Source organism: Gemmobacter caeruleus (assembly GCF_008271655.1).
Classification (GTDB): Bacteria; Pseudomonadota; Alphaproteobacteria; order Rhodobacterales; family Rhodobacteraceae; genus Gemmobacter; species Gemmobacter caeruleus.
This window is the reverse complement of record NZ_VKKX01000033.1, coordinates 488775-507440: the sequence shown is the minus strand read 5'-3', so window position 1 is coordinate 507440 and position 18666 is coordinate 488775. Positions and strand designations below refer to the sequence as shown.

At 66.8% G+C, this 18666-nt stretch carries 17 protein-coding genes; 10 read left to right on the top strand and 7 right to left on the bottom strand.

Features of this window, described 5'->3' with window-relative positions; translation table 11 throughout:
- The first annotated feature begins 52 nt into the window (after positions 1 to 52).
- The 5 genes from FOA17_RS13060 to FOA17_RS13040 all read left to right on the top strand — a co-directional run bounded on the left by FOA17_RS13060 (position 53) and on the right by FOA17_RS13040 (position 3439).
- Positions 53 to 565 carry a DUF1269 domain-containing protein gene (locus tag FOA17_RS13060; protein WP_149141930.1) on the top strand — a complete coding sequence of 171 codons (513 nt, stop codon included), beginning with the start codon at positions 53 to 55 and terminating at the stop codon, positions 563 to 565.
- Positions 566 to 612: 47 nt separating this feature from the next.
- Entirely contained in the window at positions 613 to 1356 is a 744-nt protein-coding gene (gene mtgA / locus FOA17_RS13055) for a monofunctional biosynthetic peptidoglycan transglycosylase (protein ID WP_149141929.1), read from the top strand.
- Positions 1357 to 1436: 80 nt separating this feature from the next.
- On the top strand, positions 1437 to 2102 hold the full coding sequence (gene fzlA, locus FOA17_RS13050; protein WP_149141928.1) for an FtsZ-binding protein FzlA: 666 nt from the start codon (positions 1437 to 1439) through the stop codon (positions 2100 to 2102).
- Positions 2103 to 2161: 59 nt separating this feature from the next.
- Positions 2162 to 3190 carry a tRNA epoxyqueuosine(34) reductase QueG gene (gene queG / locus FOA17_RS13045; RefSeq protein ID WP_149141927.1) on the top strand — a complete coding sequence of 343 codons (1029 nt, stop codon included), beginning with the start codon at positions 2162 to 2164 and terminating at the stop codon, positions 3188 to 3190.
- A 66-nt stretch (positions 3191 to 3256) separates the two neighbouring features.
- Entirely contained in the window at positions 3257 to 3439 is a 183-nt protein-coding gene (locus FOA17_RS13040) for a hypothetical protein (protein ID WP_149141926.1), read from the top strand.
- Here FOA17_RS13040 and FOA17_RS13035 read toward each other — a convergent pair.
- Positions 3430 to 3867 carry a MarR family winged helix-turn-helix transcriptional regulator gene (locus FOA17_RS13035; RefSeq protein ID WP_149141925.1) on the bottom strand — a complete coding sequence of 146 codons (438 nt, stop codon included), beginning with the start codon at positions 3865 to 3867 and terminating at the stop codon, positions 3430 to 3432. The genes FOA17_RS13040 and FOA17_RS13035 overlap by 10 nt on opposite strands.
- 107 nt (positions 3868 to 3974) lie before the next feature.
- Here FOA17_RS13035 and FOA17_RS13030 point away from each other — a divergent pair, with 107 nt between their 5' ends.
- From FOA17_RS13030 to FOA17_RS13015, 4 genes are all read left to right on the top strand, one after another.
- A complete protein-coding gene (locus FOA17_RS13030) occupies positions 3975 to 4403 on the top strand; it encodes an organic hydroperoxide resistance protein (protein WP_149141924.1) in 429 nt (142 codons plus the stop codon).
- Between the two features lie 59 nt (positions 4404 to 4462).
- The gene (locus tag FOA17_RS13025; protein ID WP_149141923.1) at positions 4463 to 6121 is read left to right on the top strand and encodes an ABC transporter permease; all 1659 of its coding nucleotides are present in this window, start codon (positions 4463 to 4465) and stop codon (positions 6119 to 6121) included.
- Positions 6122 to 6187: 66 nt separating this feature from the next.
- On the top strand, positions 6188 to 7339 hold the full coding sequence (ctaA, locus tag FOA17_RS13020; RefSeq protein ID WP_149141922.1) for a heme A synthase: 1152 nt from the start codon (positions 6188 to 6190) through the stop codon (positions 7337 to 7339).
- Positions 7339 to 8808: a carboxypeptidase M32 gene (locus tag FOA17_RS13015; protein ID WP_149141921.1), complete on the top strand. Its 1470-nt coding sequence runs from the start codon at positions 7339 to 7341 to the stop codon at positions 8806 to 8808. Before ctaA ends, FOA17_RS13015 begins: the two co-directional genes overlap by 1 nt.
- A gap of 4 nt (positions 8809 to 8812) precedes the next feature.
- Here FOA17_RS13015 and FOA17_RS13010 read toward each other — a convergent pair whose 3' ends face one another.
- Positions 8813 to 9853, bottom strand: coding sequence for an NAD(P)/FAD-dependent oxidoreductase (locus FOA17_RS13010; protein ID WP_149141920.1), 1041 nt, complete (start codon positions 9851 to 9853; stop codon positions 8813 to 8815).
- A gap of 42 nt (positions 9854 to 9895) precedes the next feature.
- Here FOA17_RS13010 and mnmC2 point away from each other — a divergent pair, with 42 nt between their 5' ends.
- Positions 9896 to 10567 carry a tRNA (5-methylaminomethyl-2-thiouridine)(34)-methyltransferase MnmC2 gene (gene mnmC2, locus FOA17_RS13005; protein WP_149141919.1) on the top strand — a complete coding sequence of 224 codons (672 nt, stop codon included), beginning with the start codon at positions 9896 to 9898 and terminating at the stop codon, positions 10565 to 10567.
- Between the two features lie 60 nt (positions 10568 to 10627).
- On the opposite strand, the gene gltB is transcribed toward mnmC2, so the two are convergent.
- The 5 genes from gltB to FOA17_RS12980 are packed head-to-tail and all read right to left on the bottom strand — an operon-like array spanning position 10628 to position 18632.
- The gene (gene gltB, locus FOA17_RS13000) at positions 10628 to 15166 is read right to left on the bottom strand and encodes a glutamate synthase large subunit (RefSeq protein WP_149141918.1); all 4539 of its coding nucleotides are present in this window, start codon (positions 15164 to 15166) and stop codon (positions 10628 to 10630) included.
- Positions 15167 to 15169: 3 nt separating this feature from the next.
- A complete protein-coding gene (locus FOA17_RS12995) occupies positions 15170 to 15625 on the bottom strand; it encodes a GFA family protein (RefSeq protein ID WP_149141917.1) in 456 nt (151 codons plus the stop codon).
- Positions 15615 to 16331, bottom strand: coding sequence for a hypothetical protein (locus FOA17_RS12990; RefSeq protein ID WP_149141916.1), 717 nt, complete (start codon positions 16329 to 16331; stop codon positions 15615 to 15617). The genes FOA17_RS12995 and FOA17_RS12990 overlap by 11 nt, the downstream gene beginning before the upstream one ends.
- Positions 16328 to 17143 carry a hypothetical protein gene (locus tag FOA17_RS12985; RefSeq protein WP_149141915.1) on the bottom strand — a complete coding sequence of 272 codons (816 nt, stop codon included), beginning with the start codon at positions 17141 to 17143 and terminating at the stop codon, positions 16328 to 16330. The genes FOA17_RS12990 and FOA17_RS12985 overlap by 4 nt, the downstream gene beginning before the upstream one ends.
- Before the next feature lie 52 nt (positions 17144 to 17195).
- Positions 17196 to 18632, bottom strand: coding sequence for an NAD(P)-dependent oxidoreductase (locus FOA17_RS12980; RefSeq protein ID WP_149141914.1), 1437 nt, complete (start codon positions 18630 to 18632; stop codon positions 17196 to 17198).
- Between the last annotated feature and the right edge of the window lie 34 nt (positions 18633 to 18666).

The window sequence follows — 18666 nt, the reverse complement described above, 5'->3', positions numbered from 1 at the left end:
ATCTGCGACCCCGGGGTTGTGCCAATGAACCCATCCGTTTCAGGAGAGTGCGATGTCTGATCTTGTCATCATGGCCTTCGATACCGAAGCCACCGCCTTTGAGGCCCGCGCCGCGCTGGTCAAGATGCAGCGGGAATATCTGATCGAAATGGAAGATGCGGTGGTCATGACCCGCAACGATGACGGGTCGGTGCAACTGCATCAGGCGGTGAACATGACCGCGATGGGGGCCGTGGGCGGCACATTCTGGGGCGGTCTGATCGGGCTCTTGTTCCTCAATCCGCTGATCGGGGCCGCCGTGGGGGCCGGGGCCGGCGCCCTGTCGGGCTGGATGACCGATCTGGGCATCAATGACGATTTCCTGAAGGAAGTCGGGCAGAGCCTGCCGCCGGGTGGCGCGGCGCTTGGCATCCTGATTCGCAAGATGACCGCCGACAAGGTTCTGGCGGGGCTGGATGATTTCGCCGGCAAGGGCCGGGTGCTGCGCACCTCGCTCAGCGCCGAGCAGGAGGCCCGTCTGGCCGAAGTGCTGGCCCGTTCGGCACCCCCCGCGACCGGCGGCTGACCGCCGCCGCCTTGACCGCCGGCAGTGCTTCGTGGTCTTTGGGCCGCATGGCCAAGACGACCCGCAAGAAAAAGACCGAGCCCGAACCGGAGCTGGCCGAGCCGGCGCCGGTAGCCCATCGCTGGGCACCCCGGCTGCGGCTGTGGGCAAAGCGCGTGCTGCTGGGCATTGCGGCCTTTTACGCCGCGCTGATCCTGATCTATGCGGTGCTGCCGGTGCCGATCAACGTTTATCAGGCGCAGGAAAGCCTGCGTCTGGGCGGCATCGAAAAGGATTGGGTCGGCTGGGATGACATCGCCCCGGTCATGGCCCGGTCGGTCGTGGCGGCAGAGGACGCGAATTTCTGCAACCACTGGGGCTTTGACATGAAGGCGATCCGCGCCGCGCTGGACGAAGGGCGCGGTCGCGGCGCATCGACCATCAGCCAGCAGGTCGTGAAGAACGTCTTTCTCTGGCATGGACGCACCTGGGCGCGCAAGGCAGCCGAGGCGGTGCTGACACCGCCGGTCGAACTGGTCTGGTCGAAACGGCGCATCCTGCATGTCTATCTGAACGTCGCCGAATTCGGCGAGGGCGTGTTTGGCGTCGAGGCGGCCGCGCAGCATTATTTCGGCATTCCCGCCCGCGACCTGACACCGACCCAGGCCGCGCGCCTTGCCGCCGTGCTGCCCGACCCGAAGGTGCGTAATGCGGCCAGGCCCGGCCCGCTGGTGCGCCGGCGCAGCGCGCAGATCCTCTCTGGCGCCGAAACCATCGCCGCCGATGGTCGCGCCGCCTGTTTCGAGGACTGACCGCCCCCTTGCGCCCGCTGCGCCATTGATCCCGCGGCGCGTGGGGGCTATCAGATGGCATTCGCTGACAGGCTTGCCCCATGAACCGACTGTATCACGTTCCCCTTTCGCCCTTCTGCCGCAAGGTCCGGCTGACGCTGGCCGAGAAACGGATCGAGGTCGAACTGGTCGAGGAACGCTATTGGGAACAACAGGCCGAATTCCTCCGCCGCAACCCGGCCGGCAAGGTGCCGGTGCTGCGCGTCGAGAACCGGCTGATGAGCGAAAGCCAGGCGATCTGCGAATGGCTGGAGGAAGCCTATCCCTCGCCCGCGCTGATGCCCCGCGACGTGGATGCACGCTATGAGGTGCGCCGGCTGTGCAACTGGTTCGACGACAAGTTCCATAACGAGGTCACCTCGAAGCTCTTGTATGAACGGGTCAATCGCAAGGTGCAGGGCACCGGCTATCCCGACAGCAAGGCGGTGAAATCCGGGGCGAGCCGGATCAAGTACCACCTGGATTACATGGCCTGGCTGCTGGACCAGCGGCGCTGGCTGGCGGGCGACAGCATGACGCTGGCCGATTTCGCCGCCGCCGCGCATCTGAGCTGCCTGGATTATATCAGCGACGTGGACTGGAACCGCCATGCCGCGGTGAAGGACTGGTATGTGAAGCTGAAATCGCGCCCCTGTTTCCGGCCCCTGCTGGCCGACCAGATCCCCGGCTTTCCGCCGCCCGCGCATTACGCCGATCTGGATTTCTGACGGCACGCCCCGGGGGCCAGCCCCCGGACCCCCGGAGTATTTCGGCAAAGAGCAAGAGCATGACCCTTTCATCGCTGCGGGAACGGCTGGAGGCACGCGCCCGAGAGGAAGGGTTTTCGGGGATGGGCATCTGCGCCCCCGATGCGACGCCCGAAACCGCCGGGCGGCTGCGCGCCTATCTGGAGGCCGGGCGCCACGGGCAGATGGGCTGGATGGCCGAGCGCGAGGCCTGGCGCGGATCGGCCGCCGCGCTCTGGCCCGAGGCGCGGTCGGTCATCATGCTGGCCGAGGTCTATACCCCCGGGACCGACCCGCTGGCGGTGCTGGAGGCACGCGACCGCGCCGCGATCAGCGTCTATGCCCAGGGCAAGGATTATCATGATCTGGTCAAGCGCCGGCTGAAGCGGCTGGGGCGTTGGCTGCTGGATCAGGCGGGGGGCGAGATCAAGGTCTTTGTCGATACCGCCCCGGTGATGGAAAAGCCGCTGGCCCAGGCGGCGGGGCTGGGCTGGCAGGGCAAGCATACCAACCTTCTGTCGCGCGAACTGGGAAGCTGGTTCTTTCTGGGCGCGATCTTCACCACGCTGGATCTGCCGAAGGACCGGCCGGAAATCAGCCATTGCGGATCGTGCCGCGCCTGCCTGGACATCTGCCCGACCGGGGCCTTTCCCGCGCCCTATCAGCTGGATGCGCGGCGCTGCATTTCCTATCTGACCATCGAACACAAGGGCCCGGTGGAGCCGGAATTGCGCGCGCGGATGGGCAACCGGATCTATGGCTGCGATGATTGTCTGGCGGCCTGCCCCTGGAACAAGTTCGCGGTGGCCGCGCACGAGATCGGCTATCAGCCGCGGGTCGGCGCGCCCGAACTGGCCGAATTGGCCGCGCTGGACGATGCCGGATTTCGCGCCCGCTTTGCCGGCAGCCCGATCAAGCGGATCGGGCGGGATCGTTTCGTGCGCAACGTGCTTTATGCCATCGGAAATTCCGGTCTGCCGGCGTTGCGGCCTGTCGCGCAGGCGCTGTGCGATGACCCGGATCCGGCGGTGGCGGATGCGGCGCAATGGGCCATTCACCGCCTGTCCTGATCGCCGGATTTGGGAAATGGGCGAATCTGCGCTATCCTTGCGGGCGAACAACCGGAGGAGGCTCAGATGACCAAGCATATGGCAGACAAGCGCAAACCCTCGGATGGCGGGCGCGTCAAGCGCTTCATGCAGATCGCGCGCGAAGGCAGCCGGGTGTGGGAGGCGCTGTGGCGCAAGCCCGCGGCGGTGCCGGTCGGCAACCGGCGCGCGGCGGAATTCCTGCGCATTGATCGCGGCCGTCAGGTCTGAGCAGCGCGGAGCCGATCACGCAGGGCGGTGATTTCGACCGTCAGCCGCTCCAGCTCGGGCAGGCTCCGGCCGCTTTGGGCTTGAAGGCAGGCCGGGATATCGCCGGCCCGGTCGCGCAATGCGGCCCCTGTCGGGGTCAGTTTCAGCCGCACCTGCCGTTCATCTTCGGCATCACGGCGGCGGGTCAAGAGGCCCGCCCCCTCCATCCGCTTGAGCATGGGGGTCAGCGTATTGCTGTCGAGTTGCAGCGCCGCAGACAGGCGCAACATGGGCTGGTCATCCTGTTCCCAGAGCAGCGTCAGCACCAGGAATTGCGGATAGGTCAGCCCCATCGCATCAAGCAGAGGCTTGTAGCCGGCCTGCACGGCATGGCTGGCGGAGTAGAGCGCAAAGCAAAGCATGCGCGAGAGTGGCAGCGGGTCTGACATGGGAGCCAGATTAAATCGTGCGCGATGCAATCGCAAGAGATTGACAACCGCGCCCCAAATTGTATCGTGCGCGATATGATCTTGCGCGACCAGAAAAGGAGAGCCCCATGGTCAAGGACATCGTCTATCGCACCACCGCCGAGGCCAAGGGCGGCGGCCGCAACGGCCAATCCGCCACGCTGGACGGCGCGCTGGCCGTCACGCTGAGCGTGCCGAAGGAAATGGGCGGCGAGGGCAAGGGCAACAATCCCGAACAGCTTTTCGCCGTAGGCTATGCCGCCTGCTATCTGGGCGCGCTGCGCTTTGCCGCCAGCAACGAAAAGATCGGCGAGGTGCCGGCCGAGGCGACGGTTCAGGCACAGGTCGGCATCGGCCCGCGCGCCGAGGGCGGCTTTGGCATCGCGGTGACGCTGAAGGTCAGCCTGCCGGGGGTGGACCGTGCCCTGGCGGAACGCATGGTGGAGCGCGGCCATTTCATCTGCCCCTATTCCAATGCGATCAAGGGCAATGTCCATGTCGTGACCATTCTGGAATGATCCGGCCCCGCGCGGGGTTTCTGGACTTGTCGCCTGCCTTGCGCTAGGCAGGCGGCACGATGACCGAGCAAAACACTCAAGTAGCGCCGCGGCGCCTGCGCCTGCCCGATGGCTGGACCCTCGGGGCGGTGCTGATTGCGGCCATCGTGCTGGCGCCGATTCTGTCGGTGATCTGGATCGCCTTTCACCCGACCGAAAACATCTGGCCGCATCTGCTGGCCACGGTGATGCCGCGCTATATGGGCATGACGCTGCTGCTCATGGCCGGGGTCGGGGTGATCACGGCGGCGGTCGGCACCGGGGCGGCCTGGCTGGTGACACTCTATCGCTTTCCCGGGTCGGGCTGGCTGTCCTATGCGCTGCTGTTTCCGCTGGCGGTGCCGGCCTATGTCGGGGCCTATGCGCTGGTGGATTTCTTTGATTATTCCGGCGCCTTGCAGGTGACCTTGCGGGCGCTGACCGGGTGGAAGACCGCCGCCGATTACTGGTTCCCCGAGATCCGCTCGCCCTGGGCCGCGATCGTCGTGCTGTCGGCGGCGCTTTACCCCTATATCTATCTGCTGGCGCGGCAAGCCTTTCGCGAACAATCCGGCGGGTCATATGAGGTGGCGCGCGCCCTGGGCAGCGGCCCATGGGCGGTATTCTGGCGGGTGGGCCTGCCGCTGGCGCGGCCCTCCATCGCCGCCGGGGTCGCGCTCGCGCTGATGGAAACAGTGGCCGATTACGGCACGGTCACGCATTTTTCGGTGCAGACGCTGACCACCGGCATCTTCACCACCTGGCTGACCGCCGGCAATGCCGGGGGCGCGGCGCAGATCGCCGGTGTTGCCATGGGGGTGATCGTGCTGTTGCTGGCGGTGGAGCGGATCGGCCGCCGCCGCGCGCGGTTTCACGGCTCCGCCCGGCAGATCCGGCCGGTGGCGGCACAGCCGCTGCGGGGCTGGCGCGGCTGGTTGGCCAGCCTCTTGTGCTTTCTGCCCTTCGGGATGGGTTTCGTGCTGCCGGTCGCGGTGATGGCCGCGCATGGGATGCGCAACCCGCAAGCCTGGATCGAGCCGGGACTGCTGCGCGCGCTGGTGAATACGCTGGTCGCGGGCGGGGCGGCGGCGGCGATCACGGTCGCGGCAGCGGTGCTGTTCATCTATGGGCTGCGCATGGCCGGGCGGGGCCTGCCGCGCTGGATCCTGCCGGTGACCGCGCTTGGCTATGCCGCACCGGGGGCGGTGCTGGCGCTTGGGCTGCTGATCCCGCTGGCAGCCCTGGATCACCGGCTGGCCGATGGCATTCTGGCGCTGACCGGGCATGACCCGGGCCTGTTGCTGACCGGCAGCGCGGCGGCCATCGTGCTGGCCTATGTCGTGCGGTTCTTCGGCATTGCGCAGGGCGCGGTGGATGCGGCCTTCGGGCGCATCTCGCCCAACCTGCCGCTGGCGGCGCGCGCGCTTGGCCGCCCCGCTGGTGCGGTGCTGCGCGAGGTCTACCTGCCAATGATGCGCGGATCGGTCGGCATGGCGCTGCTGATCGTCTTTGTCGATTGCGTGAAGGAACTGCCCGCGACCCTGCTCTTGCGGCCCTTCAACTACAATACGCTGGCCACCCGCACGCAGGAACTGGCGAGCCTTGAAAAGCTGGGTCAGGCCGCGCCGGCCGCGTTGCTGGTCATGGGCGTCGGGCTGGTCGCCGTCGCGCTGATGGCCCGGATGGAAGGGCGGCGCTGACCACCCGCGACGGCTTGAAGCCGCGCGGCGCCTTGCATAGTGTCAGCCCGCAACAGGGGGATCGCCATGGCGCAGAAACGCAGCATTTTCGAGGAAGTCGGCGAAAAGGCCCAGGCCCCCGCCCCGCAGCCCGGCCTGATTGACCGGGGCAGCGGCGCGCGCGGCGCGATCCGGCTGTGGCTGGCGCTGATCTTCGTGCTGGTCGCGGCAATGATCCTGGTGGGCGGGCTGACCCGGCTCACCGATAGCGGCCTGTCGATCACCGAATGGAAGCCGATCCACGGTGCCATTCCGCCGCTGAACGACGCCGCCTGGGCCGAGGAATTCGCAAAATACCAGGCGACCCCGGAATATCAGTTGCAAAACAAGGGCATGAGCCTTGAGGCCTTCAAGGCGATCTTCTGGTGGGAATGGGGGCATCGGCAATTGGGCCGGGTAATCGGGCTGGTCTGGGCGCTTGGCTTCGTGGCATTCTGGGCCACGAAACGCATTCCCGCCGGCTGGACCGGCCGCCTGCTGGCGCTTGGCGCGCTTGGCGGGCTGCAAGGGGCGATCGGCTGGTGGATGGTGGCCTCGGGGCTGACCGGCACCATGGTCGAGGTCGCCTCGTACCGGCTGGCCACCCATCTGGGTATCGCCTTTGTCATCCTGGGTCTGATCGCCTGGTATGTGCTGCTCTTGTCGCGCAGCGAGGCGCAATTGCTGCAAGCCCGCCGCGGGCGCGAGGGGCGGCTGTTCAGCCTTGCCACCGGGCTGATGCATCTGGCCTTCGTGCAGGTGCTGGCGGGTGCGCTGGTCGCCGGCATCAATGCCGGTCGCGCCTACCCGACCTGGCCCGACATGAGCGGCGAATTCTTCCCGTCAAACGCGCTCTATGTGCCCGATGGCGGCGCGGTCTGGCGGGCCTTCTTTGAAAACGAGGGCATGGTGCAATTCGTCCACCGGATGATCGCCTATCTGCTGGTGGCCTTTGTCGTCTTTGCCTTCATCCGCAGCCGCCGCTCGGCCCATGGCGTCACGCGCACGGCGTTTCTCGCGGTGCTGTGCGTCGCGCTGCTGCAACTGGCGCTTGGCATCGTTACCGCGCTGACCGAGGCGCATCTGCATGTGGCGATCACCCACCAGCTTGGCGCGATCCTGCTTTGGGTGCTGATCATCCGCGCCCGCTTTTTCACCCAATACCCGGTTGCCGGGTCGATCCGCAAAGGAACCCAGTGATGAGTGCCTATGACGCCCTGATGGCCTTTCAGCGCGAGACCGAAGCCCTGGGCCAGATCGCCGGCCGGCTGGGCTGGGATCAGGAAACCGTGATGCCGCGCGGCGCCGCGGAACAGCGCGGCGAGGAGATGGCCGCGATCGAAGGCGTGCTGCACAGCCGCCGCACCGACCCCCGCATCGCCGACTGGCTGGAGGCGGCCGAGGCCCCCGATGACGAGGCGGCGGCGCAATTGCGGCTGATCCGCCGCAGCCATGCCCGCGCGACCAAGGTGCCGGCGGCACTTGCGCAGCGGCTGGCCCGCGTCACCTCTACGGCGCAGATGATCTGGGCCGATGCCCGCGCCGCCGACAAGGTGGCCGATTTCCTGCCCACGCTGGCCGAGGTCATCACACTCAAGCGCGAAGAGGCCGCAGCCCTGGCCCAGGGCGGCGATCTTTATGACGCGCTGATGGACGATTACGAACCCGGCGCCACGGCGGCGGTGATCGGCGGCATGTTCGACCGGATGCGCCCGCGCCTCGTGCGGCTGCGCGAGGCCGTGCTGGCCGCCGCCGCGCCGCCCGCCCTGCACCACCACTTCGGCGAGCCGGCGCAATTGCGCTTTGCCCGCGATCTGGCGTCGCGCTTTGGCTATGACTTCACGCGCGGGCGGCTGGATCTGGCAGTGCATCCGTTCAGCTCCGGCTCCGGCAATGATGCGCGGATCACGACGCGGGTGGTGGAAACCGATCCCTTCAACTGCTTCTACTCCACCATCCACGAGGTCGGCCATGCCTGCTATGAGCTGGGCATTGATCAGGATTACCTGCTGACGCCGCTGGGCAATGGCGTCTCCATGGGCGTGCATGAAAGCCAGAGCCGGATCTATGAAAACCAGCTTGGCCGCAGCCCCGCCTTTGCCGGCTGGATGTATCGGCAGATGCTGGATCGCTTTGGCGATTTCGGCGTGGCCAGCCCCGAGGCCTTTGCCCGCATCGTGAACCGTGTCCAGCCCGGCTATATCCGCACCGAGGCCGACGAGGTGCATTACAACCTGCATGTGATGATGCGCTTTGACCTGGAACGCGCGCTGATCCGGGGCGATTTGCAGGTGAACGATCTGGAGGCCGCCTGGAATGACCGCTTTGCCGCCGATTTCGGCGTCGCGGTGGATCGCCCGGCACATGGACTGTTGCAGGATGTGCATTGGTCGGCGGGGCTGTTCGGCTATTTCCCCACCTATACGCTGGGCAATGTCTATGCCGGCTGCCTGCATCAGGCGCTGCGCGGCGACATTCCCGATCTGGATGATCATCTCGCGCGCGGTGATACCTCGGCCGCGACGGGCTGGCTGCGCGAAAAGGTGCAGCGCCATGGCGGGCGGTATGAGCCGCGCGACGTGATCGCCCGCGCCTGCGGGTTCGAGCCGAACGAGGCGCCGTTGCTCGATTATCTCGACGCCAAGTTCGGCGCGCTCTACGGGCTCTGACCCGTCAGAGGCTGTCCTCCACGCGGAACCCGGGCGGGATGTCGTCCTGCCCGGTCAGGATTAGATCGGCCATCACCTCGGCCACCTTGGGCGCCATGCCGAAGCCGATCTTGAAACCGCCATTGGCGATGAAATGGCCCGGCCGCCCGGGCCAGGCCCCCAGCATCGGCGCCCGCGACCGCGCGCGGGGGCGCAGCCCGGCCCAGCGGTCGATCACCGGCGCGCCCGCCAGACAGGGCAAGGCCGCCACCGCACGGGCGTGCAGCGCATCAAGCTGATGGTCGGTGGCCAGATCGGTCACATCGCGTTCCGAGGTCGAACCGATCGCCACCGTGCCATCGGGATGCGGCACGATATGCAACCCGTCGGCGTAAAGCTGCGGCGCATCGGGCGGGGCGGCAAAGCGCAGCGCCAGCGCCTGCCCCTTCAACCCGCCGCCGACATGCCGGCCCAGATCGTCAGACAGCGCCGCCAGCCCCGCCGCGCCGGTCGCATGCAGCACCAGCCCATCTTCCGCCGCATCGCCGATCACCACCTCGGCGCCCGCGCCCTGCAAGGCCGCGACCAGCGCCCGCGCCGCCAGACGCGGATGCAGCCGCGCCGACAGCGTGTCGCGCACCAGATAACCGCCGGGGCTGAGCGGCTCCCACCCGGCGCCGGTCGCGGGCTGCACCTGCCATTCCGCCGCGCCGCGCCACAGCTCCCGCGCGCCCTCGGCCCGTTCCGAAGCCTTGGCGACGGCAGCGGCATCGGCCAGCGCCTGCAACCGCCCGCTGCGGACATAGCCCGTGGGCAGGCCCGAGGCGCGCGACACCCCGCCCCAGAAAGCGGCCGCCATCAGCAGGCTTTCCAGTTGGAACTGCTTTTTCGGGTTCCATTGTTCGGGCACATGCGGGCTGAGCGCGCCGACCAGCCCGCCCGACGATCCGGCCCCGATGGCGCGCGTCTCGATCAGCCGCACCTTCGCGCCGCGCCCCGCCAGCACCCAGGCACAGGCCAGACCAAAGATCCCGCCGCCGCGCACCGTGACATCCACGCTTGCCATTCCCGTTCCCTTTCCGCAGGGTCGCGGCAGAAAGGGCCTGCCATGACCGAAACCGCGCAACTTGACTGGCGCGACGGGGTGATACCCGTCTCCACCCGCTTTGACGATCCGTATTTCAGCCTGAATGACGGGCTGAGCGAAACGCGACATGTTTTCCTGGCGGGCAACCGGCTGGAGACGCGGCTGCGTGACGGGTTTCATGTGGCGGAACTGGGCTTTGGCACCGGGCTGAACCTGCTGGCGCTTCAGATCCTCTGGGCGGGGATGGGGGCGCCCGGCACGCTGCGCTTCACCAGCTTTGAGGCCTTTCCGATGCGCGCCGCCGATATCGCCCAGGCGCTTGACCATTTCCCCGAGGCGCGGGCGGTGGCCGGCCCCTTCCTTGACCAATGGGCGGCGGGGACGACGCGGCTGTCGCTGCCCGGCATCAGGGCCGAGATCGTGATCGGCGACGCGCGCCAGACGCTGCCGACATGGCAGGGCCGCGCCGATGCCTGGTTTCTGGATGGTTTCTCGCCTGCCAAGAACCCCGAACTCTGGTCGGATGACCTGATGGCCGAGGTCGGCCGCCACACCGCGCCGGGCGGCAGCTTTGCCACCTATACCGCCGCCGGAGGCGTTCGGCGCGCGCTGGCTGCGGCGGGTTTCGCGGTGGAACGCCAGCCCGGCCATGGCCGCAAGCGACATATGACGGCCGGGCAGTTCCCCGGCTGAGCGCCGAAACACAAACGCCCGCGGCAGCACCGCGGGCGTTCGCATTTCACAGGGGCAAGATCACTCCGCCGGCACCTTCGCGGCCTCGTCCGACAGGGGATGCGGCAGGTGGACCAGCATTTCCTTCGGGCAGACCTGAAGGAAATTGGCGCGCTCTGCCTCCCAGTTGGCCACGATGCGTTCGGCCTTGCGGCTGCCGGTTTCGGCGACATGACGCTGGATCAGACCCTTGAGCTGCGCCTCCCAATGCGGGTGGCTGACAGCGCAGGTGACCAGGCTTTCCAGGTTCATGAAATCCTCGGCCACGCCGTTCGGATCATAGAGATAGGCCATGCCCCCGGTCATCCCGGCGCCGAAATTGGCGCCGATCCGGCCCAGGATGATCGCCACCCCGCCCGTCATGTATTCGCAACCGTTCGATCCGCAGCCCTCGACCACCACCGTGGCACCCGAGTTGCGCACGCCGAACCGCTCGCCCGCGCGGCCGGCAGCGAACAGATACCCGTCGGTCGCACCATACAGCACGGTATTGCCGATGATCGTGTTTTCCTCCGCGACCAGCGGCGAAGACATCTGCGGCCGCACCACGATCATGCCGCCCGACAGGCCCTTGCCGACATAATCGTTGGCATCACCCTGCACCTCGATCTTCAGCCCGTTCACCGCAAAGGCGCCCAGAGACTGCCCGGCATTACCGGTCAGCTTTACCGTCAGATGGTCGGGTTGCAGGTTGTTGCGCATCCCGAATTTCTTGACGATGTGGCTGGACGACCGCGTGCCGATGGTGCGCAGCGTGTTGCGCACGGCATAGGAGAGCTGCATCTTCTCGCCATCCTCGAAGAAGCGGGCGCCGTCCTTGACGATTTCGGCATCCAGCGTATCGGGCACGGCATTGCGCGGCTTCGACCGGTCATAGGTGATCTTCTGCGCCCCATCCACGCTGATGAGCAGCGGGTTGAGATCCAGATCGTCCAGATGCGCCGACCCCCGGCTGACCTGGGTCAGCAGATCGGCGCGACCGATGATTTCATCCAGCGACCGCGCACCGATGGAGGCGAGGATCTCCCGCACCTCCTGCGCGTAGAAGGTGATCAGGTTGACCACCTTGTCGGCGGTGCCGGTGAACTTTTTGCGCAGCTCTGGGTTCTGCGTGCAGACACCGACCGGGCAGGTGTTCGACTGGCACTGACGCACCATGATGCAGCCCATGGCGATCAGCGCGGCGGTGCCGATACCGTACTCCTCGGCGCCCAGCATGGCGGCGATCACCACATCGCGGCCGGTGCGCAGCCCGCCATCGGTGCGCAGCGTCACCCGCTCGCGCAGGTTGTTCATCGCCAGCACCTGATGCGCCTCGGTCAGCCCCATTTCCCAGGGCAGGCCGGCATATTTGATGCTGGTGCCCGGGCTGGCGCCGGTTCCGCCGTTATGGCCGGAAATCAGGATGATATCCGCCTTGGCCTTGGCGACGCCCGCCGCGATGGTGCCGACGCCGCTGGCCGAGACCAGCTTGACCGTCACCTTGCAGCGCGGGTTGATCTGCTTGAGGTCATAGATGAGCTGCGCCAGATCCTCGATCGAATAGATGTCGTGATGCGGCGGCGGCGAAATCAGCGTCACGCCCTTGGTGCTGTGCCGCAGCCGGGCGATCAGGTCGGTCACCTTCATGCCGGGCAGCTGGCCGCCCTCGCCGGGCTTGGCGCCCTGGGCGACCTTGATCTCCAGTTCCTCGCAGGCGTTCAGATATTCCGCCGTCACGCCAAAGCGCCCCGAGGCCACCTGCTTGATCTTGGCGCAGGGGTTGTCGCCGTTCGGGAACGGGTGCTGGTGCGCCGGATCCTCGCCGCCCTCGCCGCTGTCAGATTTCGCGCCGATGCGGTTCATCGCGATGTTCAGCGTCATATGCGCCTCGGGGCCAAGCGCCCCAAGCGACATGCCCGGCGTGACGAACCGCTTGCGGATCGAGGTGATGGATTCCACCTCCTCGATCGGGATCGCCTTGCCGACCGCCTTGATATCCAGCAGGTCGCGGATATGGATCGGCGGGTTCGCCTTCATCGCCGCCGAATACTGCTTCCAGATGTCATAGGAGGCGCGGTCGCAGGCCGCTTGCAGCATGTGCATGGTCTGCGCTTCCCAGGCGTGCTTCTCGCCCGAGCGGCGTGCCTTGTAGAAGCCGCCGATCGGCAGCACGTCGCTGCCGCCCAGCCAGCCCTTCGCATGCACCTCGGCCGATTTCATCTGGATGCCATGCAGGCCGATCCCGGAAATGCGGCTGTGCATGCCGGGGAAATATTCGGCCACCATGGCGCGCGACAGGCCCACGGCCTCGAAGTTGAGACCGCCCCGATAGGACGAGATCACCGAGATGCCCATCTTGGCCATGATCTTCAGCAGGCCCGCGTCGATCGCATCGCGATAGCGGCGCATCGCGTCGGTCAGGCTGCCCTCCAGCAGGCCGCGGTCGATGCGGTCGGCAATCGAATCCTGCGCCAGATAGGGGTTCACCGTGGTCGCGCCGCAGCCGATCAGCACCGCGAAATAATGCGGGTCGATACATTCCGCCGACCGCACATTGAGCGAGGTGAAGGTCCGCAGCCCCTTGCGCGTCAGCCAGCTATGCACCGCGCTGGTGGCGAGGATCATCGGCATGGCGACCTTGCCTTCGCCCTGCTGTTCATCGGTCAGCACCAGATGCGCGGCGCCCGAACGCACGGCATCCTCGGCCTCGGCGCGGATGCGTTCCAGCCCCAGGCGCAGCGCTTCCTGATCGGCGCCAGCGGGGAAGGTGCAGTCGATCACCGTCACCTGCGCGCCGAACTGGCGCAGCATGACCGCATATTCGGCATTGGCGATGAACGGACTTTCCAGAACGAGGATCTCGGTCTGGGCAGAGCTTTCGTCCAGCACGTTCTTGAGGTTGCCGAACCGCGTCTTCAGGCTCATCACCCGGCTTTCGCGCAGGCTGTCGATCGGCGGGTTGGTGACCTGGCTGAAGTTCTGGCGGAAGAAATGCGACAGCGGGCGATACTGCTTGGACAGGACCGCAACCGGGGTGTCATCGCCCATCGAGGCGATCATTTCCTTGCCGTCCTCGGCCATGGGGGCCAGAACCTGCTCCAGCTCCTCGACCGTATAGCCGGCCGCGATCTGGCGCTTGCGCAGGGCGGCGCCGGCAAAGGTCGGCACTTCGGGCACGTCGCGCAGCAGACTGTTCAGGTCAACGACCTTTTCGATCCATTCGCCATAGGGCTGGCTGGCGGCAAGCCGGTCCTTCATTTCGGCGTCGTGATAGAGCTTGCCCTCCTTGGTATCGACGGCAATCATCTGCCCCGGCCCAAGCGCGCCTTTTTCGCGGATCGTGCCTTCATCGACCGGCACCATGCCCGCCTCGGACCCGGCGATCAGCAGGCCGTCGCCGGTGACGACATAGCGCATCGGGCGCAGCCCGTTGCGATCCAGCCCGCCGCAGACCCAGCGGCCATCGGTCATCGCCAGCGCGGCGGGGCCGTCCCACGGCTCCATCACGGCATTGCAATAGGCATACATATCCGCCCAGGCCTTCGGCATGTCGGTCGTGGTCTTGGACCAGGCTTCGGGCACCAGCATGGTCTTGGCCATCGGCGCCGACCGGCCCGAGCGCACCAGAACCTCGAACACCGCATCCAGCGCGCCGCTGTCCGAGGTGGCGGGCGGAATGATCGGCTTGATGTCATCGGCCATCTCGCCGAAGGCGCTGGAGGCCATGCGGATCTCGTGACTGCGCATCCAGTTCACGTTGCCCTTCAGCGTGTTGATCTCGCCGTTATGGGCCAGCATGCGGAAGGGCTGCGCCAGCCACCATTGCGGGAAAGTGTTGGTGGAATAGCGCTGGTGATAGATCGCGAAGGTGGATTCGAAGCGTTCGTCCTGAAGATCGGGATAGAAGACCGACACCTGTTCGGCCAGCATCATGCCCTTGTAGATGATCGACCGGCAGGACAGGCTGCACAGATAGCAGCCCGCAATGCCCGCCGCCGTCACCGCCTTTTCGATGCGGCGCCGGATGATATACAGCTCGCGTTCAAAGCGCTCCTGATCAATGTCCTTCTCGCAGCGGATCAGGATCTGCTCGATCTCGGGGCGCGTGGCATTGGCCTTTTCGCCCAGCACGCTGGTATCCACCGGCACATGGCGCCAGCCATAGATGTAATGGCCCATGCGCAGCACTTCGGTTTCCACGATCGTGCGGCAGCGTTCCTGCGCGGCGAAATCGGTGCGCGGCAGGAAGACCTGGCCCACGGCGACCAGCTTGTTCATGTCGGGCTCATGGCCCGTGCGGCGGATCACGTCGTAAAAGAACTTGACCGGGATCTGGATATGGATCCCCGCGCCGTCGCCCGTCTTGCCATCGGCATCAACTGCGCCGCGGTGCCAGATCGCGCGCAGCGCATCCAGCCCGGCATCCACCACCTTGCGCGACGGCTTGCCGCTGATCGAGGCCACCAGACCCACGCCGCAAGAGGAATGTTCGTCATCCTCCTTGTAGAGCCCATGCTCGTGCAGGAAAGCGCGCTTGGTCTCCTCGGCCTTCACCCAGGCTTCATCATAGATCGTCATGGCTCACTCCTCTGGGTTGGCTTGCAGCAGGGCCTCGAATTCGGCCCCGGTCAGTCGTGAATGGGTGCCCGCGAGGGCATAGCCGTCCGGCTTGGCGTCGATATGAATCTCGCGGCTCAAGGGCAGGCCGTTGGGATCGTCCAGCGTGCCCACCGAAAGATAGTAATCGGCGGTCGCGGCATCGGGCTGGGTCAGCCGATACCAGAGCCCCGCGCCGCAGCGGCTGCAAAACGACCGCGCGGCCCAGTCGGACGAGGCATAGGTGGTCAGATGCTCGGCCCCCGTGACGCGCAGGGCGTCAAACGGCACCAGCACGCTGAGCGACAGCGCGCTGTTGCTGCGCCGGCACATGCTGCAATGGCAGGCATGCATATGCGCGGGCAGCGCGGCCGCGACATAGCGCACCGCCCCGCAGAGACAACCGCCCTGCCGGGCCGCTGGCCGCAGCTCACCGCTCATCGCGCACCTGTTGCAGCAAGAGGTTCAGCGGCGCCAGCGACATCACCGCACCGCATTCGAAAATCGGCTGGGTCGCCGCGAAACCGGGCTCGCCCGGCTGGATGAACTGCACCGGGCTGCCATCCATCGGCACCCAGTCCAGCCCGTCCCAATGCTGCGAGGGGCCGGCAAAGAACATCCGCCAGTCGGGGTGGATATATTCGTTACCCTTGGCCTGGCCCAGGATTTTGCCCTCGGGGTCCACCTCGGTATAGCTGTATTCGGTCTGTTGCAGCTGCACCCCGTCAATGGTGATGCTGCGGCCGGTCAGGGCGTCATGGCCGGTCACATGGCTACGCGTGCCATCGTCGCGGCTCAGCCAGAAATCGAAATCGTCGCGCCCGCTGGACAAAAGCCCGCTGAACCGCGCCGGATCGGCCGGACTTGCCTCCAGCACCTGCCGCACCTTGGGATCGAAGCTGAAGCTTTCGACCCATTCGGTTTCACGGTTGATCCGGCTGAGGAAGAAGATCCCCTCCTGATCGAAATCGGCGCGCCACTGATCGCCGGGCTGATCGGCGCTACACCGGTAATGGTTCGACACCCGGCACCCGCGCGCCTGCACGGTCAGAAAGGCCTCGCAGCCCTCGGGCGCCTTGAAGCTGCCGGCTTGCGCCGGGGTGATCGGCGTCATCAGGGCCGCAATGGCCAGGGTCAGACGTTTCATTCCGCCGCTCCTTCGCTTGCCGGGGATGCAGGGGCAAGTTGCACCGCCTGCATCCGGTCTTTCAAAAGCTGCCGCAACCGCCGGGTGCGCCCGGCAAAGGCCAGTTGCACCACATCGTCCAGCACCCCCGCATCATGCAGCCTGACCACGGAATCATGCCGCACCTTCGGCAGCAGAAAACACGAGACATTCGGCGCGGGCCGCATCAGGCGCCGCTGCGGCGCCTCGCGGTAATGGGTGCCGAACAGCACATAATGCTGGGTCTGCGCCGGCATGTGATCGCCGGCCTGCCGGATGCGCTGCGCGGTGAAATGCTTGCGGAACATCATCCAGCGCGGCTCGTCCGGCACCACATCCGCCGCGACCGAGAATTGCGGCGACAGCGCCAGCGCCACATCCACGCGGGTAAAGCCCCCCAGCACCAGCGCCGAAAAGCCGCCCATGGAATGCCCCATGGCCACGACCTGCCGCACCCCCAGCCGCGCGGCCTCGGTTTCCACCAGACCGGCGATTTCCTCGATCAGGCCCGGCGCGTTCAGCCAGCTGCGTGCGGGGTCGGCCACGAACAGCGCATGATCGCGCCCCGCCCCGCTGGCGGTCTTGGCGAATTCCAGCCGCGGCGGCTGGCGCCGGTCACGCCCGACGCCGGAAAAGCACACGACCAGCCGGTCCCCGCGCCCGCGATGCCGCCACAGCCGCAGCCGGGCATCGTCGCGCAGCGTGTCGATCGTCACATCCGGGCGGCGGGCCGGGCGTGCGGGATCGGACGCTGCCGCGTCGCCCCCAAGCCTGTTCCGTATCGCTTCGCCCATGATGGCCTAATCCCTGTGCAATCTGGCCGCCCCGCCCCGGGGCGGCATCGGTTCACTCTGCCGCCACCGAGGCGGGCTGCGCCAGATAATCGGCGATGGCATCCGCCGCCTCGCGCCCGTCGCGGATGGCCCAGACCACCAGCGAGGCACCGCGCACGATGTCGCCCGCCGCGAACACGCCGGGCAGCGCCGTCGCATGGGTGCGGAAATCGGCCTTGATCGTGCCCCAGCGGGTCACGGCCAGATCGGGCACGCCCCAAAGCGTCGGCAGCGCCTCGGGCTCAAAGCCAAGCGCGGTCACCACCAGATCGGCGGCTTCGACATAATCGGCGCCCTCGATGATCTCGGGGGTCTGACGGCCGGTCGCATCCGGCGCGCCCAGACGCATCTTCTGCACCAGCACGCCTTCGACATGACCATTGCCGGTAAAGGCCTTGGGCGCCGACAGCCAGACGAATTCGACGCCTTCCTCCTCGGCATTCTGCGTCTCGCGCTGCGAACCGGGCATATTGGCGCGGTCGCGGCGATACAGGCATTTGACCGAGGTCGCGCCCTGCCGGATGGCCGTGCGCACGCAATCCATCGCGGTATCGCCGCCGCCGATCACCACCACGCGCTTGCCCGCGGCATTCAGATCGCCATTGTCAAAAGCCTCGACCTCATCGCCAAAGCTCTTGCGGTTGGAGGCGGTGAGGTAATCCAGCGCCTGCACGATGCCCTTCTGCCCCACGCCCGGCCCGCCCACATCGCGCATCTTGTAGACGCCCGTCGCGATCAGCACCGCGTCATGCTGGCCCCGGATCGCGTCAAAGCTCAGATCCTCGCCCACACGGCAATTCATCACGAAATGCACGCCCGACGCCTCAAGCTGTTCGACACGCTGCATGACCACCGGCTTTTCCAGCTTGAAGCCGGGGATGCCATAGGTGAGCAGGCCGCCCGCGCGGTCGTAGCGGTCATAGACGGTGACCTGAAACCCCTTGCGGCGCAGCATGTCGGCCGCCGCCAGCCCGCCCGGGCCCGCACCGATCACCGCCACGCTTTCCGTCCGCTCCACCGCCGGCTTCACCGGCTTGACCCAGCCGTTTTCCCAGGCGGTATCGGTAATGTATTTCTCGACCGAGCCGATGGTCACGGTGCCATGGCCCGACTGTTCGATCACGCAATTGCCTTCGCACAGGCGATCCTGCGGGCAGATGCGGCCGCAGATTTCCGGGAAGCTGTTGGTGGCCTGGCTCAGCGCATAGGCCTCTTCCAGCCGGCCCTCGGCGGTCATGCGCAGCCAGTCGGGGATGTTGTTGTGCAGCGGGCAATGCGCCTGGCAATAGGGCACGCCGCACTGGCTGCACCGGCTCGCCTGTTCGGTCGCCTTGGCCTCTGCGAATTCGCGGTAGATTTCATGGAAATCCTGCGCGCGCAGATCGGCGGGGCGCTTCTCCGGCATTTCCCGGTTCACGGTGACAAACTGGAGCATCCGTTCCTTGGCCATGTCGGCGCCTCCCTGCGGCAAATCGGTGGGTGCG